This window comes from Paenarthrobacter aromaticivorans, assembly GCF_019038615.1.
GTDB lineage: Bacteria > Actinomycetota > Actinomycetes > Actinomycetales > Micrococcaceae > Arthrobacter > Arthrobacter aromaticivorans.
In genome coordinates this window covers 129,183-145,062 of record NZ_JAHOPC010000006.1, presented here as the reverse complement: position 1 = coordinate 145,062, position 15,880 = coordinate 129,183, and the positions used below count along the sequence as shown (strand labels likewise).

Here is a 15,880-nt window from a genome sequence, read left to right as displayed (position 1 = left end):
ACACAGGTGGTGGAAATCGGCTTCGGTTTCCAGCCTGACCAGCCGGGCCATGCTTGTAGATGGTCTAAACCATGTACAGCAGGCCCGGCCGGTCAGACAGGGAATACCTAATTAGACGCGGCGGCGCTTCGGGGGGCGGCAACCGTTGTGGGCGCTGGGGGTGACGTCCTGGATGGAGCCAACCTCAAGGCCAGCAGCCTGAAGCGAACGGATTGCGGTTTCGCGTCCGGATCCCGGACCCTTGACGAATACGTCAACCTTGCGCAGACCGTGCTCCTGAGCGCGCTTTGCAGCAGCTTCGGCAGCCATCTGGGCAGCGAACGGGGTGGACTTACGGGAGCCCTTGAAGCCAACCTCACCGGCGGAAGCCCAGGAGATTACAGCACCGTTCGGGTCCGTGATGGACACGATGGTGTTGTTAAAGGTGCTCTTGATGTGCGCCTGGCCAAGCGCAATATTCTTCTTATCCTTGCGACGCGGCTTACGAACCGCTCCACGAGTCTTCGGGGGCATTGTTTCTCCTACAGAAAGTTATCGGGGGAAAACCAGGTCAATCCCGAGGGATTAACGTCCGGCCTTCTTCTTGCCGGCGACGGTGCGCTTCGGGCCCTTGCGGGTACGAGCGTTGGTCTTCGTACGCTGACCGCGTACGGGCAGGCCCTTGCGGTGGCGCAGGCCTTCGTAGCTGCCGATCTCAACCTTGCGGCGGATGTCAGCGGCTACCTCGCGGCGAAGGTCACCCTCAACCTTGTAGTTGCCTTCAATGTAGTCACGCAGCTGGACCAGCTCGGCGTCAGTCAGGTCCTTGACGCGAACGTCAGCGCTGATGCCGGTGGCAGCCAGGGTTTCGTGTGCACGGGTCTTGCCCACGCCGTAGATGTAAGTAAGCGCAATTTCCAACCGCTTTTCGCGGGGAATGTCTACGCCAGCGAGACGAGCCATAGTGGCGGTACTCCTTGAATAAACCGGAGGTCGTAGGCAGTACACCCACACGATTCGTGTGGCCCCAGCCTCCGACCGGGGGTACGTTGACCAGGCTCTGTAATGCAGTCCTGGCACAACTTGTGCTGCCTTTATTTACTTGCGTGGGCTAGCAACCCAGGTTTGCCCTTGCGGGCGCTGATTCCCTGAAGGGGAATTAGCCCTGGCGCTGCTTGTGGCGCGGGTTCTCGCAGATCACCATGACCCGGCCGTTACGGCGGATCACTTTGCACTTGTCGCAGATCTGCTTGACGCTCGGCTTGACCTTCATGGCGTTCCTTTGCGTGTTTTGCAGTTGATCTGCTGGAGCGGCTTGGCACTATTGCCTGGGCCGCCCAGCAATTTACTTGTAGCGGTAGACGATACGACCACGTGTGAGGTCGTATGGGCTCAGCTCCACCACTACCCGGTCCTCGGGGAGGATTCGAATGTAGTGCTGACGCATCTTCCCAGAGATGTGTGCGAGAACGACGTGCTTGTTGGTGAGCTCAACACGAAACATCGCATTGGGCAGCGCCTCAGTCACAACGCCCTCGATCTCAATGACCCCGTCCTTCTTGGCCATATCCTCCGCTAACTGTTGTTTGCCGCTGTCCTCCGGTTAGGCACCGAAAATCCAACGGACGTTTTTTGTTTGCTTGGCCCTCTTGGAACCACGACACTAAAAAGGGCGTGGCTGCACAGACAACCAACAAATAACTCTACGCCAATGGGGCCGGAAAGTTAAATCCGTCCATGGTAGCGCACGTACCGCCGCCCGTCACTCCCCTACGGTCCGGTAGGCAGGGAAGTCTCCTGCCGCCGTCGTGACACTTTCGGCCGCTTCAACACCGTCCAGGATCGCCAAACGTACGGCCTCAGCTGCGGCACTTTGGAGCGTTATGAGCGACACCTGCCGCGCCTGCTCGGTACTGCGATCAAGCCCGATGGCGCCAGTCGCCAGGGCGAAAACGGTGTCACCGTCCGCCAAAGTGTGGGACGGATCCAAGGCCCGCGCCAGCCCGGCATGCCCAGAGCTGGCCGTCCGCTTGCACTCGGCAACATCGAGCACAGCATTCGTAGCGATGACGACGAGCGTGGTGTTAAGCCCTTGGGGAGAAACGACGGGAGCAGAGGGGGACTTGCCTTGGGGGCCCGGAACCCGGCCGCGGGCGTCCAAGGTGGGGCCACGACGGCCGGGGTCCCCGGCCGAGCTTGCGAGGTTGGGGAGCCGTTGGGGAGGAACGACCGAGCGCGCAGAGGGTTGCGGGCCCCCACCCACGGGCGCACCCAGCGCATTCACCACAGCTATGGCACCGACGATGATCCCGCTTTCGAGCGCGATCGAGGATGTACCGACACCACCTTTGTACTGCCCGCGGGCGATTACGGCGCCCGTCCCAGCGCCGACATTTCCGCGTTCGACGGCGGCGTGGTCGCCTGAGGCGAACGCTGCGGCGGCTGCCTGGTAACCCATGCCGGCGTCGGGCCGCGCTTTGACGTCACCACCGCGCCCCAGGTCAAAGATGGCCGCGGCCGGAACGATCGGCACCACTGTCCCGGGAACCGCAAAGCCCCGGCCCTGCTCCTCACACCAGAGCTGGGCGCCAGTAGCTGAGGCCAGCCCAAACGCACTGCCACCCGTCAGCACGACGGCGTCGACCGTCGAAACCAACGTCGTAGGGTCCAGGGCATCCGTTTCGTGCGTACCAGGGCCTCCCCCGCGCACGTCCACCGATCCCACGGTTCCCACAGGTGGAAGGACGACTGTCACACCACTGAGCCACCCGCCGTCGTTCCTCTGAACGTGGCCAATACGGATTCCCGGTACATCGGTGATCGCATTCATGGCACCATTGTCCACCTCAAGGCAACGCCCTGAGCCTGCGCAGCACGCCGGGCCGGGAGCAGGCCTCGCTAGGTTACGGGATCGGGAGGGGCACGACTCCCAGCGGGGCCAACTGCTCGGCGCCTCCGTCCGGGGCGGACAGGACCCAGATACCCTTTTCGTGCACTGCCACAGAGTGTTCCCACTGGCACGAGCGCTTGCCATCGGTGGTGACAACGGTCCAGTCATCATCCAAGGTGGCAGTCTCGATGCCACCGCGCACCAGCATGGGTTCGATCGCGAGGCACAGCCCCGGGCGGATCTTCGGGCCACGGTGATTGGTGCGGTAATTCAGGACGTCCGGGGCCATATGCATTTCCGAACCGATTCCGTGGCCCACGTAGTCCTCCAGGATGCCCAGGGGCTTACCGGGGACAGAAGAAACGTAGTCATCAATCGCATTGCCAATGTCGCCTACGAACTTGCCCTTGGCCAGCGCAGCGATCCCTCGCCACATGGCGGCCTCAGTGACGTCCGAGAGTCGCTGGTCTTCAGGATCTGCCGTGCCAACGATGACGGTGCGGGCGGAGTCCGAGTGCCATCCGTCGACGATGCAGCCGCCATCGATGGAAATGATGTCGCCATCGTTGAGGACGCGGTTTCCAGGGATGCCGTGGACGACTTCCTCGTTGACTGACGTGCAGATGGTGGCGGGAAAGCCGTGGTAGCCAAGGAAGTTGGACTTGGCCCCGGCGTCATTCAGGACTGCCGCGAAAACGTCGTCGAGGTCCTTGGTGGTGACGCCTGCCTTGGCCGCGGCAACGGCAGCGTCAAGGGCACGGCTGAGTACCAAACCAGCCTCGTGCATTTTGCGCATATGCTCGTTGGTTTTGTATTCGATGCGGGGCTGACCGAACGCCATGTTCTCCTCTGGATGGTTTGCTGTAGGAGCCGATCAGGCCCCGTGCTCCAACCATTTTCCCGCATCGGAGAGCGTGGTCGAAATTGGTTCGATTCCCAGCTCTTCGCGGAGGCGGTCCAAACGGTAAGTTCTGTCCTTTCCGAGCTGGCTTACGGCGTAGCGCGTGAGGCGTGGTGCCCGGCCGGAAGCGAGGGCAACGGCCTCGGAAATGCCGGCAAGAGCCATGGCAGCGGGTTCCGGAATGTAGCTGATACCCACCCCCTCATGGCCAGTGACAGCAAGCGCCTGCCTCAGCACGGTGCCGAGCTCCACCGGCTCCGCGTCGGCCACGTTGATGGCACCGCGGGCATCGGACTGGCAAGCTGCCAGCGCCGCCTCTGTCAGATTCTCAACATTGGTGAGTTGATGACGAATACCGGCATGCCCAACGGTGAGAAGCCGTCCGTGGCGGACATTGCTGATCAGGCGCGGCAGCAGCGTCCGGTCCCCTGGTCCATAAACTCCATGTGGCCGAAGAACCACGGCGTTGCGATGTCGTCGGGCCTCCACGTCGGCGAGCGCCTTGCTACTTGCGTAGGCGTTGAGGTGGCGCACAGCCACGTCTTCTTCGCCGCGGTTGGTACAGGGCTCCCACCACGGGTACACGCTTGAACTGGAAATGTGCACCAGTCGTGTTGTTGGGTAGGCCTCAGCCACGGCACGGGTACCCAGCACATTCGTGCGGTAGAACATGCGGGCCGCGCCCCAGTCCGCTACGTGGGCGGCAGCATGGATCACCGCGTCCACGGCTGGCATTTGGCCAGGCGGCAAACCCATTAGGTCCCAATACGTCAGTCCAGGGCCGTGGCGTCGCGCGAAACGAACAACATCCCACCCTTGAGCCTGTGCGGCGGCGGCGATTGCTCCCCCTATGAAGCCTGTGGCCCCGGTAACCGCGATTTTCACTGCGCCCCGGCTTTGTCAGCGGACTTACGGGCAAATTGGCGCCGAAGTGCTTCCCGGTCCGGCTTCCCGTGGCGTCCGCTATGAGGGATGTCATCAAGGATTTCGATGTGATCCGGGAGAGCGGATTCGTCAATCAAGGCCGGGAGGACTTTGGTTAGTTTTGCTTTGAGCTGCCCCACTGATTGCCCCTTTGCCTTTGGCTCTCCTTGCGCCCCTGGTTTCCCCTGTGCAGCCACGACGGCCAGCCACACAGCTTCATCACCGATCCCGTCCGGAACCCCCACCATGACGGCCTGCTTAACTCCGGGAACGGAAGTGATCAGCGGTTCATACAGTGCAGGGTAGATGTTGGTTTTGCCCCGGATGATCATGTCCTTCTTGCGACCGATCATAACCAGGCGCGCGGGACCCGTTCCGGGGCCTCCCGCACCGTGGTCCAGCCGTACCAAGTCTCCGGTTGCGTGCTCGATCATGGCGTCCTCACCCAGATATCCGTGGCACATGTTCGGTCCCTGGGCGTACAGTTCGTGATCCTCCCCTACCCGGATCCCGACGGCGGGCAGCGGCTCGCCGAGGAAATCGCCTTCGCCACTTCCGTCCGGCGACGTGAATTCGGCATCAGCGCCGGACGCAAAGGCCAGCTTCTCCGTACCATCGGCGACGGCGATTGGCAGCAACTCCGTCATGCCATAGATGAGTTTGAACTCGACGCCGGAAAGCAGTGCCGTTGCCCGTTTCAGGAAGGGAGCCAGCACCGGCGCGGCTCCAAGCATCACAGTCCGTAGTGTTCCTGGGAGCCTGACGCTCCCATCCTCGACAGCATCCAGGATGGGCGCCAACTGGGAGGGGACAAGGAAAACGTGCGTCGCGCCGTCGTAAGAGTGCTTCTTGCCAGCAACAGGCCCAAGCTCGCGTGCCAAACGAAGAGGATCAATGTGCGCGGAGAAGCCATAGCCGGGCATGGTCCAGTGCGCGCCGGCGATGAGTGCCGGCAAGCCCATCATCAGTTGCTCGGAGTGGATCCGATCGCCCTCGCCAAAGGTACAGCGCTGGTTGAGCTGCTCGAATCCTGCCCCAAGCGAACCCCGTGTATGCACTACACCCTTGGGCGCACCCGTGGTCCCCGACGTAAAAATGATCACGGCTTCCTGCCCAGAGGACGCCACTGTGGAAGGCGGAACGCTATCCGTAGGAAGAGCCGGACTGGCGAGTCGCTTCACCGGCGTCGCGCCTCGGGGAACGCCAGGGAGCCAGGGGCCGGAATAGTAGTGCCGGACGTCCATGGCACCGTAATCCGGCAGGAGCAATCCCCGTCGCCGGGCCAGCGGCCGCAGTGGGCTCCTGGTACTCAGCGCGTACAGAAGGGACTCAGCGGCAGCCCACCGTGGGGCAGCCAGCCTTGCCCGGTCATGGAACAGCGACGGTCCGATCCCTGGATCGATGAACACCACAGAACCACCGGCGCGGACGGCCCCCAGTGCCAGGATGAACGCTGCTGGGCTGGGGCGAACCGAGAACAGCATCCGTTCACCGGCACCGAAGCCATCATCACGGAGATGCCGGGCAGTCGCATCTATACCTTTCACCAGGTCGCGGTATGTGATGGTCCGTCCTGGACGCAACCTGCCGGGCGCCGTGATCGCTGGGCTGTCTGGCACGCGCCCTGCTGCGGCATAGACCGCCTCAATGAGATCGGTGCCGGACAAGGTTTCTTCGAACAATGCGTCATCAGGCATTGGCCAGTTCCAACCTCCTGTATCCGGGAATCAGCACACCTCTGCTCACTTGCCGGGACGAGACAACCCACGGGTGCCGGGCATACCTGTCCAGGAGCAAAGATAGCGTCGCATTGATCTCGGCCATGGCCAACGGCATGCCGATGCAAAAGTGCGGACCCGCACCGAACCACAGCTGCCGCGCATGCGGCGGGATGGGAATCCCAGGCTCGAATCCGCCCAGGCTCTTGGAAGCGTGAACGGTGGATAGCAAAAGACGGTCTCCGGCCCGGATAGCGACTCCGCCAAGGGTGCAAGGAGACACAACATCCCTCAGCATCATCGGGGACGGCACAGTGAACCGTAATGCCTCGTTCACGGCGGAGGGAACACCGGACCGATCCTCAACGAGGCCTTCTATGCGTCCGCTGTCAGCGAGCAGGGCAATCAGGCGCGGAACAAACGACACCAACGTCTCTGTTCCCACCATCACGAACGCGCTGACGATGCCCATGGCTTCTTCCTCGGTCATGCCGAGTGCGCGCAGCCGACCGGGGAACGTTTGGGAGTCGCTCTTTCTGTACGCTGCCCGCGCCGGTCCTGCCAAAACCCCGACGGCGGATCTTCCCTTGGCGATCTGCCTCTCCGTCAGCGTGGGACGCCCCAGGCGCACGAGCGAAGAGATGGAAGACCCTAAATTGAAGAGTTCCCTATTGGGCAACCGGCCGGGGGCATCATCTGGCACGCCCAGCAGCCTGGAGATGACTCCCCCAGCAAGCTCCTTGACGCAGTCCACCAGATCTACGTGGCCACCTGCGTCCAGTCCGTGGTGTAACCGGTCATGAAGCGAATCAGCCGCCGGCTCGACAATCGCCGACACCGAGCCTGGAGTGAAGAGGTCAGCCAGCTTGCGCCGCAGCTCCCTGTGCTCCGCGCCGTCCATGTTCACTAACGCCTTTGGTCCCACTACCGGAGTCCAGAGCGCACCCGAACCCGACGGTCCGTTCTTGATGAATCGTTGGCTATCCATGAGAACTTCGCGCACCAAGGCGGCTTCGCTGACAAGGATCCCCAGGCCGGGCAAACGCACCACCGGCCGTATGCTGCCGAGACCCCGGATGGCCGGGTACAGCAACGGATGCGCCCCCAACTGGACACGCTGCTCCCAGCGTTCAGCCTTGCTCCTGACGCCGCTGGACATTCTTCTGTTGGGCATCCGGCCGTTGGCCACCCTGCCGCTTGGCACCCTGCTGTTGGGCATTCCTCCGTCGAAAATCACGGCGTCACCGGATGTCCACGTGCTCTGGGCGGTACCGGTGGTCCGCATACCAAGCAAGGGTGTTCTTCAAACCCCACGCTTTGACCCGCCGTGAGGAGCCGTACACCACAACATCCCGGCGCAACGCGTAATTGCGGGTCAGCTTTCGCACGCGGTTGGACAGTGCTCGGTCTTCATGGAGGTCTTCTATACTGGTCCGCGGGAATCCCCCGGAACGGTGATACATGTCTGCCGTGATCGCCATATTGCACCCTGGAAGCATCTGATAAGGGCCCAGGTACCCCTCCCCCTTATTGCCGGGGCGGATCCGACCGAAGAAAGATGCGATCTCGACTGCGAGCAACATCATCGTCCGCCCCCGCGTACTGATACCTTCGTCCCCGCGGGGCACGAGCTGGCCGGCGATGAGTTCCAAACCGTCGTCGAACGCCCGAACAATTTTGGCGGTCCAATCCGGCGCAGCGAGGCAATCGGCATCAGTCCGGGCGAGCCACCTTGCGCCGTGCTCCACACCGAACCGCATGCCCGTGTCAGCGGCCGTGCCCGTCCCCTTCTCGGCTTCATGTACAAGCCTGATATCCATGTGGGGATGAGCCGCGGCGAACTCTGAGACGATCAAACAGCTGGCATCCGTCGATCCGTTGTCGACCACCACCACCGTGAAGTCCTGATGTTCCTGGGCCGCGAGAGAGTCCAGCGTCTGCTGGACAAGCTTCTCTTCGTTCAGCATGGGCAGCGCGATGGACAAGGGCCGGGTAGGGGCCGTGCTTCCGAGATGGCGTTCCAGCGTCACAGCCGCACCACCGCCATACCCAGGCTGACGCCGCCGGCGAGTCCCACCAAGGCCACGAGATCGCCCGGACCGCAGCGTCCGCTGTCCACGGCGAGTTTCAATTGCAGGGGCAGGCTAACTGAGGCCAAATTTCCGAAGTCCTCTACCGAAGGCACCAGCAACTCAGGTGGAACACCGGCCCGTTCCGCAAAGACCTCCCGGTACGGTCCACTCACTTGGTGCACGCAAACCACGGCGAAGTCCGTCCACTGCAGTTCCAGCCGGTCCAATGTTTCGTCCAGGACGCCGCAGCCCAGATCCAGAAACGCGTCCTTGAGCTTCTCCCCGTCCATGGTGAAATAGGTAGCTTCCGGATCGCGCGGATACGCAGAACCACCTGCAGCCAAAGTGCCGACAGACCAGTGGCTGCTTCGGGCAGTGAAGCCCATGCCAAGAATGCCGGCCGACCCGGCCTCAAGTCCGTCCGACTCCATTGCCTCTGCACCCGCAGGTTCAAGCAACACTGCCGCGCCGCCGTCGCTCATGGTGTACCCGGGAAAGCTTGACGCGAAAGTGGCAAAGTCCGGAACCCTCCAACGGATCGCCCGCGACGGCGACTCCCCTGTGACCACCAGGACCCTGGCATACCGTCCCGTGGCAATCAGAGCATCGCCCACTTCCAGGCCGTTCAGAAAACTGTTGCACGCATTCTTCACGTCCATCACAGGGCAGCAGAGTCCAAGTTTGGCGGCGGCCATGTGGCCCGTGGCCGGTTCCACCATGTCCTGGCTGGCGGACGCGAAGATGAGGAGGTCTATGTCCGGGGCCTGCAGCCCGCATTCGGCAAGGAGCTTTGCCGCTGCATTGGCCGCAAGGTCCGATGCTTGCTCGGAGTCAGCCATGACGCTCCGGGAGCGGATCCCGGTAACACGGGAAATCAAACCCTTGGGTACCCGGAACCCCGGACTCGACTCACCAATACGGCGTTCGACGGCGGAAGTCCCCAGGCGCGCAGGTGGAAGGTAGACCTCCAAACCTGCAATCCTGCTGTGTCCGGAAAGAGCTGTTTGCATGCGGTTCCCCCAAAAAACTGCCGCGAAACGAAAAGGGTGTGTCCCGCACCAATGGTACGGGACACACCCTTTGCTCCAGCGCCGATGATCCGGCTATGTGGAAAAGCCGTGCTAGACGGCCTTGGCCGACTCGATGGCGGTCAGGACGCGGTCGGTCACTTCGTCGATGCCGCCGATTCCGTCCACCTTCGTCAGGATGCCGCGCTCGGCATACTTGGCAACAACGGCCTCAGTCTGCTCGTGGTAAAGGTCCAGCCGGTGACGGATGACGGCCTCGTTGTCGTCAGAGCGCCCGGTTTCCTTCGCACGGCCCAGGAGGCGGGACACCAGTTCTTCGTCGTCGGCAGTCAGCTGGAGCACGACGTCGAGCTCCTGCTCGCCTTCAGCGAGGATCTGGTCCAGGTAGTCGACCTGCGCGGTGGTGCGCGGGTAACCATCCAGGAGGAAGCCATTCTCGACGTCGCTCTGGCTCAGGCGGTCACGAACCATGTTGTTCGTGACGCTGTCCGGAACGAAGTCACCAGCGTCCATGTATTTCTTGGCTTCAATGCCCAAAGGGGTTTCGCCCTTAACGTTGGCACGGAAGATGTCGCCGGTGGAGATGGCGACTACGCCGAGGCGCTCGGAAATCCGCTCAGCCTGCGTACCCTTACCCGAACCGGGAGGTCCAATGATCAGCATTCTCGTCATCGCAAAAGCCCTTCGTAGTGACGTTGTTGTAGCTGCGCATCAATCTGCTTGACGGTTTCCAGGCCGACACCCACCATGATCAGGATTGACGTACCACCGAACGGGAAGTTCTGGTTGGCATTGATCAGGACGAGTGCAACCAGCGGAATCAATGCCACAAAGCCCAGGTAGAAGGCTCCCGGCAAGGTGATCCTGGAAAGCACGTACTGCAGGTAGTCCGCGGTCGGTTTACCCGCCCGGATGCCCGGAATGAACCCGCCGTACTTCTTCATGTTGTCCGACACTTCTTCAGGGTTGAAGGTGATGGCCACGTAGAAGTAGGTGAAGAACACGATCATGGCGAAGTAGAGCGCCATGTAGATGGGGTGGTCACCACGGGTGAGGTTATTGTTGATCCACTCAACCCATGGTGCCAGCTGCTCCCCTGCCTTCGGCTGGTTGAACTGCGCAATCAGGCCTGGCAGGTACAGCATGGAGGAAGCGAAGATGACGGGCACGACGCCGGCCATGTTCACTTTGATGGGGATGTAGGTGCTTGTGCCACCCACGGTGCGGCGTCCGATCATGCGCTTGGCGTACTGGACGGGAACCCGCCGCTGGGACTGTTCCACGAAGACCACCAGGGCCACCGTGAGCAAGCCGATTGCCAGGACAATGAAGAACGTTCCCGGGCCCTTCGTCTCCCAGATGGAACCAAGTGAACGCGGGAAGCCTGCAGCAATGGAGGTGAAGATGAGCAGCGACATACCGTTGCCCACGCCCTTCTCCGTAACGAGCTCGCCCATCCACATGATGAGGCCCGTGCCGGCCGTCAGGGTGATGATGATGAGCAGCGTCGTAATGATGCTGTCATCAGGAATGATCGGGAGGTTACAACCCGGAAGAAGCTGGCCGGACCGCGCCAAGGACACCAGCGTGGTGGCGTTCAGGAGTCCGAGCGCGATGGTGAGGTACCGGGTGTACTGGGTCAACTTCGACTGGCCCGAGGAGCCCTCTTCATAGAGCTGCTGGAACCGGGGAATGACCACCCGGAGCAGCTGAACGATGATGCTCGACGTGATGTAGGGCATGATGCCCAGTGCAAAGATCGAGACCTGCAGCAACGCGCCGCCGCTGAACAAGTTGACCAGCTGGTAGATGCCCTGCGAGGTGTCACCGTTGTTCAAGCATTGCTGGACATTCTGGTAGTTCACACCAGGCGAGGGGATGAAAGCTCCCAAGCGGAAGATTGTGATGATTCCCAGCGTGAACAACAACTTGCGTCGCAAATCAGGCGTCCGAAACGCCCGGCCGAATGCGCTTAGCAAGCGTCCTCCTGAGTAGAAAGTACAAGGATGTGGATGGGCTCAATGAAACCCAACAACCGAGTCTAGCTGCTTGTGACGCCGTCGTAATAATCGAGAGTCCACCTTCACGCAAAAAATCCCGGTATACGGGGCCGAAGCCCCGCATACCGGGATCTTTTTTACAACGGGGATCAGCCCCACTGGCTCTTAGAGAGCAGTGGTGCTTCCACCTGCTGCAGCAATCTTTTCAGCAGCGCTGGAAGAGAAAGCGTGGGCGGTGACGTCAACCTTGACGGTGATGTCGCCAGTGCCCAGGACCTTGACGGGCTGGTTCTTGCGAACGGCACCCTTCTCAACCAGGGACTCAACGGTGACAGCGCCACCTTCCGGGAACAGCTCGTTGAGCTTGTCCAGGTTCACAACCTGAAACTCAACCCGGAACGGGTTCTTGAAGCCGCGCAGCTTCGGCAGGCGCATGTGCAGCGGCAGCTGGCCGCCGGCAAAGCCAGCCTTTACCTGGTAGCGGGCCTTCGTACCCTTGGTACCGCGACCAGCGGTCTTACCCTTGGAGCCTTCACCACGACCAACACGGGTCTTGGCGGTCTTGGCACCCGGGGCGGGACGCAGGTGGTGGACCTTCAGAGCGTTCTGCTTCTCAGCAGCCTCTGCAGCGGTCTTGTTCTCGGCCATTACTTCGCCTCCTCTACATTCACGAGGTGCGGAACCGTGTTGAGCATTCCAACGGTCACGGCGTCGGCGTCACGGACAACGGTGTGTCCGATGCGCTTCAGGCCGAGGGACCGGAGGGTAGCCTTCTGGTTCTGCTTGGCGCCGATGACGCCCTTGATCTGGGTGATCTCCAACTTGGCGTCGGAGGGAGTCAGGTTCTTAGCCATGACTAAACACCTGCCTTCTGGTTCTGGAGCGCGCGCACCAGAGCAGCAGGAGCAACCTCGTCCAGCGGCAGGCCACGGCGGGCAGCCACCGAAGCGGGCTCTTCGAGCTGCTTCAGAGCGTCAACGGTCGCGTGAACGATGTTGATCGCGTTGGAGGAACCGAGCGACTTGGAGAGGATGTCGTGGATACCCACGCACTCCAGTACCGCGCGGACCGGACCACCGGCGATAACACCGGTACCGGCGGAAGCCGGACGCAGCAGGACAACGCCTGCAGCAGCCTCACCCTGCACGCGGTGCGGGATGGTGTTGCCAACGCGGGGAACGCGGAAGAAGGACTTCTTGGCCTCTTCGACGCCCTTTGCGATAGCAGCGGGAACTTCCTTGGCCTTGCCGTAGCCGACGCCGACCATGCCGTTACCGTCACCGACGACGACGAGAGCGGTGAAGCTGAAGCGACGACCACCCTTGACGACCTTGGCAACGCGGTTGATGGTTACAACGCGCTCTACGAACTGGCTCTTCTCGGCTTCGCGACCGCCGTCGCGGCCTCCACGGCCACCACGGTCGCCGCGGCCCTGGCCACGCTCGCCGCGCTCGCCACGACGTCCGCCGCGGCGGTCGTCGGTAGCGGGTGCGGTCTCAGTTGCTTCAGCAGCTACAGCTTCAGTCACCTGAATGTCCTTTTCGTTATTTTCAACGGTCACAGTGCCAGCCCACCTTCGCGAGCACCGTCAGCGACGGCGGCGATGCGGCCGTGGTACTTGTTACCGCCACGGTCGAAGACAACAGCTTCGACGCCTGCAGCCTTGGCACGCTCGGCAACGAGCTCGCCGACGCGCTTGGCCTTGGCAGTCTTGTCTGCGTCGAGAGCGCGAAGGTCAGCTTCCAAGGTGGAAGCGTAAGCCACGGTTACACCCTTGCTGTCATCGACAACCTGGACGAAGATGTGGCGAGCCGAACGGTTGACGACCAGACGAGGACGTGCAGCCGTACCGGTGATGCGCTTGCGGATACGAAGCTGGCGACGGCTGCGTGCAGCAGACTTGCTCTTGTTCGTACGCTTCTTGTTAATTGCGATGGCCATGGTTTACTTACCAGCCTTTCCGACCTTGCGGCGGATGACTTCGCCGGCGTAACGGACACCCTTGCCCTTGTAGGGGTCAGGCTTGCGCAGCTTGCGAATGTTGGCAGCAACCTCGCCGACCTGCTGCTTGTTGATACCCGCAACAGAGAGCTTGGTCGGACCCTCTACTACGAAGGTGATGCCTTCGGGTGCCGAGACGTTAACCGGGTGGCTGAAGCCAAGAGCGAACTCCAGGTCAGAACCCTTTGCCTGAACGCGGTAACCAGTACCAACGATTTCAAGCTTCTTCTCGTAGCCCTCGGTAACGCCCTGGATCATGTTGGCGATCAGGGTGCGGGTCAGGCCGTGCAGCGAACGCGAGTTGCGCTCGTCGTTCGGGCGGGTGACCGTGAGAGTGTTCTCTTCCAGGGAAACCTCGATCGGGCTGGCCACAGTGTGGCTCAGCTCTCCCTTGGAACCCTTGACGCTGATGACGGAGCCATCGAGCTTGACCTCAACTCCGGCAGGAACGGTGATGGGGAGACGTCCAATACGTGACATTATTCTCTTCCTTTCCCGTTACCAGACGTACGCGAGGACTTCGCCGCCCACGCCCTTCTTACCGGCCTGCTTGTCAGTCAGGAGGCCGGAAGAGGTGGACAGGATAGCGATACCCAGGCCACCCAGCACGTGAGGCAGGTTGGTGGACTTCGCGTAAACGCGGAGGCCGGGCTTGGAGATGCGGCGGACGCCAGCGATGGAACGCTCGCGGTTCGGACCGAACTTCAGGTCGATGGTCAGCTTCTTGCCAACCTCGGCGTCTTCTTCCTTCCAGCCGGCAATGTAGCCTTCTGCCTTCAGGATGTCAGCAACGCGTGCCTTCAGCTTGCTGTACGGCATGGTCACGGTGTCGTGGTACGCCGAGTTTGCATTGCGCAGACGCGTGAGCATGTCTGCGACAGGATCTGTCATAGTCATTTGGGCTATAGCCCTTCCTCATAACGGTTTCCGCTGCGCCTGCTCTTGCGAGCCTGCGCTGCCGGACCTGTTACGTAGTTAGTTTTCGGTCTTGAACGGGAAACCAAGCGCCTTGAGCAGCGCGCGGCCTTCGTCGTCGGTCTTGGCAGTGGTGACGACCGTGATGTCCATACCGCGAACGCGGTCGATGGAGTCCTGGTCGATTTCGTGGAACATAACCTGCTCGGTCAGACCGAAGGTGTAGTTGCCGTTGCCATCGAACTGCTTGCCGTTGAGGCCGCGGAAGTCACGGATACGCGGCAGAGCCAGCGAAACCAGACGGTCCACGAATTCCCACATGCGGTCTCCACGCAGGGTTGCGTGCGCACCGATCGGCATGCCTTCGCGCAGCTTGAACTGTGCGATCGACTTGCGGGCCTTGGTTACCTGCGGCTTCTGGCCGGTGATCAGGGTGAGGTCGCGGACAGCGCCGTCGATCAGCTTGGAGTCCTTGGCGGCATCTCCAACACCCATGTTCACAACAACCTTCACCAGGCGGGGAACCTGGTTCACGTTCGCGTAGTTGAATTCGTCCTGCAGCGACTTCTTGATGGTCTCTGCGTACTTCGTCTTCAGACGCGGAACGATCTTCACTGGAGTCTCGAGAGTCTCAGTCATTAGATGTCCTTCCCGGTGGCCTTGGACACGCGGATACGGACGGTCTTGGTAGCGCCATCCTTCTCAACGGTGTCGAGACGGAAACCAACACGGGTCGGCTTCTTGGTCGACGGGTCAACCAGAGCAACGTTGGAAACGTGGATCGGGGCCTCAACGACCTCGATGCCACCGGTCTTGGTGCCGCGCTGCGACTGACCGACCTTGGTGTGCTTGGTGACGCGGTTGATTCCCTCTACCAGCACGCGGTTGGTGTCCGGGAATACGCGCAGGACCTTGCCCTGCTTGCCGCGGTCGCCGCCACGTTCCTGCTTGGCGCCGGTGATGACCTGAACGAGGTCACCCTTTTTGATCTTAGCCATGGACTAAAGCACCTCCGGGGCCAGCGAAACGATCTTCATGAACTTCTTGTCGCGAAGTTCACGACCAACCGGGCCGAAGATACGGGTACCGCGGGGGTCACCGTCGTTCTTCAGGATCACAGCTGCGTTTTCGTCAAACTTGATGTAGGAACCATCCGCACGGCGGCGTTCCTTCTTGGTACGGACGATGACCGCCTTGACGACGTCGCCCTTCTTTACGTTTCCGCCGGGAATAGCGTCCTTGACGGTAGCGACGATGACGTCGCCAATGCCTGCGTAGCGACGACCGGATCCACCGAGAACGCGAATGGTAAGGATTTCCTTAGCACCCGTGTTGTCGGCGACCTTGAGTCGCGACTCCTGCTGAATCAATTTTTACTCCTTGCGTCGCGCCGGTTCTCAGACCGAAATCATGCATACGGAATGAGCCTTGCGGAACGGTTGATCGGGGTGT

Annotated in this window: 22 protein-coding genes; all 22 read right to left on the bottom strand. The window is 61.5% G+C overall.

From position 1 onward, the window contains the following. Positions 1 to 111: 111 nt before the first annotated feature. Entirely contained in the window at positions 112 to 513 is a 402-nt protein-coding gene (gene rpsK, locus KSW38_RS11745) for a 30S ribosomal protein S11 (protein WP_014922380.1), read from the bottom strand. Positions 514 to 564: 51 nt separating this feature from the next. Next, entirely contained in the window at positions 565 to 942 is a 378-nt protein-coding gene (rpsM, locus tag KSW38_RS11740) for a 30S ribosomal protein S13 (protein WP_011775569.1), read from the bottom strand. A gap of 196 nt (positions 943 to 1,138) precedes the next feature. Beyond that, positions 1,139 to 1,252 (bottom strand): 50S ribosomal protein L36, encoded by a 114-nt coding sequence (gene rpmJ / locus KSW38_RS11735; RefSeq protein ID WP_011775570.1) that lies wholly within the window; start codon positions 1,250 to 1,252, stop codon positions 1,139 to 1,141. A 72-nt stretch (positions 1,253 to 1,324) separates the two neighbouring features. Further along, positions 1,325 to 1,546 carry a translation initiation factor IF-1 gene (infA, locus tag KSW38_RS11730; protein WP_011775571.1) on the bottom strand — a complete coding sequence of 74 codons (222 nt, stop codon included), beginning with the start codon at positions 1,544 to 1,546 and terminating at the stop codon, positions 1,325 to 1,327. Between the two features lie 195 nt (positions 1,547 to 1,741). Further along, complete coding sequence (locus KSW38_RS11725; RefSeq protein ID WP_216925099.1) at positions 1,742 to 2,809, bottom strand: P1 family peptidase; 1,068 nt, start codon at positions 2,807 to 2,809, stop codon at positions 1,742 to 1,744. Positions 2,810 to 2,882: 73 nt separating this feature from the next. After that, positions 2,883 to 3,710, bottom strand: coding sequence for a type I methionyl aminopeptidase (gene map / locus KSW38_RS11720; protein WP_216925098.1), 828 nt, complete (start codon positions 3,708 to 3,710; stop codon positions 2,883 to 2,885). Between the two features lie 33 nt (positions 3,711 to 3,743). Then, positions 3,744 to 4,655, bottom strand: a complete 912-nt coding sequence (locus KSW38_RS11715; protein ID WP_216925097.1) for an NAD-dependent epimerase/dehydratase family protein — start codon at positions 4,653 to 4,655, stop codon at positions 3,744 to 3,746. Further along, entirely contained in the window at positions 4,652 to 6,391 is a 1,740-nt protein-coding gene (locus tag KSW38_RS11710) for a class I adenylate-forming enzyme family protein (protein WP_216925096.1), read from the bottom strand. The genes KSW38_RS11715 and KSW38_RS11710 overlap by 4 nt, the downstream gene beginning before the upstream one ends. Then, positions 6,384 to 7,697: a cytochrome P450 gene (locus tag KSW38_RS11705; protein ID WP_254186395.1), complete on the bottom strand. Its 1,314-nt coding sequence runs from the start codon at positions 7,695 to 7,697 to the stop codon at positions 6,384 to 6,386. The genes KSW38_RS11710 and KSW38_RS11705 overlap by 8 nt, the downstream gene beginning before the upstream one ends. Continuing rightward, positions 7,654 to 8,442, bottom strand: coding sequence for a glycosyltransferase family 2 protein (locus KSW38_RS11700; protein WP_308169350.1), 789 nt, complete (start codon positions 8,440 to 8,442; stop codon positions 7,654 to 7,656). Before KSW38_RS11700 ends, KSW38_RS11705 begins: the two co-directional genes overlap by 44 nt. Beyond that, a complete protein-coding gene (locus tag KSW38_RS11695) occupies positions 8,439 to 9,494 on the bottom strand; it encodes a 3-oxoacyl-ACP synthase III family protein (RefSeq protein WP_216925095.1) in 1,056 nt (351 codons plus the stop codon). The genes KSW38_RS11700 and KSW38_RS11695 overlap by 4 nt, the downstream gene beginning before the upstream one ends. Before the next feature lie 111 nt (positions 9,495 to 9,605). Next, on the bottom strand, positions 9,606 to 10,175 hold the full coding sequence (locus KSW38_RS11690; RefSeq protein WP_216925201.1) for an adenylate kinase: 570 nt from the start codon (positions 10,173 to 10,175) through the stop codon (positions 9,606 to 9,608). Positions 10,176 to 10,180: 5 nt separating this feature from the next. Continuing rightward, entirely contained in the window at positions 10,181 to 11,491 is a 1,311-nt protein-coding gene (secY, locus tag KSW38_RS11685; protein ID WP_216925094.1) for a preprotein translocase subunit SecY, read from the bottom strand. 186 nt (positions 11,492 to 11,677) lie between these two features. After that, a complete protein-coding gene (gene rplO / locus KSW38_RS11680; RefSeq protein WP_216925093.1) occupies positions 11,678 to 12,160 on the bottom strand; it encodes a 50S ribosomal protein L15 in 483 nt (160 codons plus the stop codon). Continuing rightward, a complete protein-coding gene (gene rpmD, locus KSW38_RS11675; RefSeq protein WP_216925092.1) occupies positions 12,160 to 12,366 on the bottom strand; it encodes a 50S ribosomal protein L30 in 207 nt (68 codons plus the stop codon). The genes rplO and rpmD overlap by 1 nt, the downstream gene beginning before the upstream one ends. Before the next feature lie 2 nt (positions 12,367 to 12,368). After that, positions 12,369 to 13,040 (bottom strand): 30S ribosomal protein S5, encoded by a 672-nt coding sequence (rpsE, locus tag KSW38_RS11670; RefSeq protein ID WP_216925200.1) that lies wholly within the window; start codon positions 13,038 to 13,040, stop codon positions 12,369 to 12,371. 29 nt (positions 13,041 to 13,069) lie between these two features. Beyond that, positions 13,070 to 13,453, bottom strand: a complete 384-nt coding sequence (rplR, locus tag KSW38_RS11665) for a 50S ribosomal protein L18 (RefSeq protein ID WP_216925091.1) — start codon at positions 13,451 to 13,453, stop codon at positions 13,070 to 13,072. A gap of 3 nt (positions 13,454 to 13,456) precedes the next feature. Next, positions 13,457 to 13,993, bottom strand: a complete 537-nt coding sequence (rplF, locus tag KSW38_RS11660) for a 50S ribosomal protein L6 (RefSeq protein WP_144659422.1) — start codon at positions 13,991 to 13,993, stop codon at positions 13,457 to 13,459. Between the two features lie 18 nt (positions 13,994 to 14,011). Then, entirely contained in the window at positions 14,012 to 14,410 is a 399-nt protein-coding gene (gene rpsH, locus KSW38_RS11655) for a 30S ribosomal protein S8 (RefSeq protein WP_216925090.1), read from the bottom strand. A 78-nt stretch (positions 14,411 to 14,488) separates the two neighbouring features. Then, the gene (rplE, locus tag KSW38_RS11650; RefSeq protein WP_144659421.1) at positions 14,489 to 15,067 is read right to left on the bottom strand and encodes a 50S ribosomal protein L5; all 579 of its coding nucleotides are present in this window, start codon (positions 15,065 to 15,067) and stop codon (positions 14,489 to 14,491) included. Further along, complete coding sequence (gene rplX, locus KSW38_RS11645) at positions 15,067 to 15,426, bottom strand: 50S ribosomal protein L24 (protein WP_062073171.1); 360 nt, start codon at positions 15,424 to 15,426, stop codon at positions 15,067 to 15,069. Before rplX ends, rplE begins: the two co-directional genes overlap by 1 nt. Before the next feature lie 3 nt (positions 15,427 to 15,429). Further along, the gene (rplN, locus tag KSW38_RS11640; protein WP_003803789.1) at positions 15,430 to 15,798 is read right to left on the bottom strand and encodes a 50S ribosomal protein L14; all 369 of its coding nucleotides are present in this window, start codon (positions 15,796 to 15,798) and stop codon (positions 15,430 to 15,432) included. Positions 15,799 to 15,880: the final 82 nt, after the last annotated feature.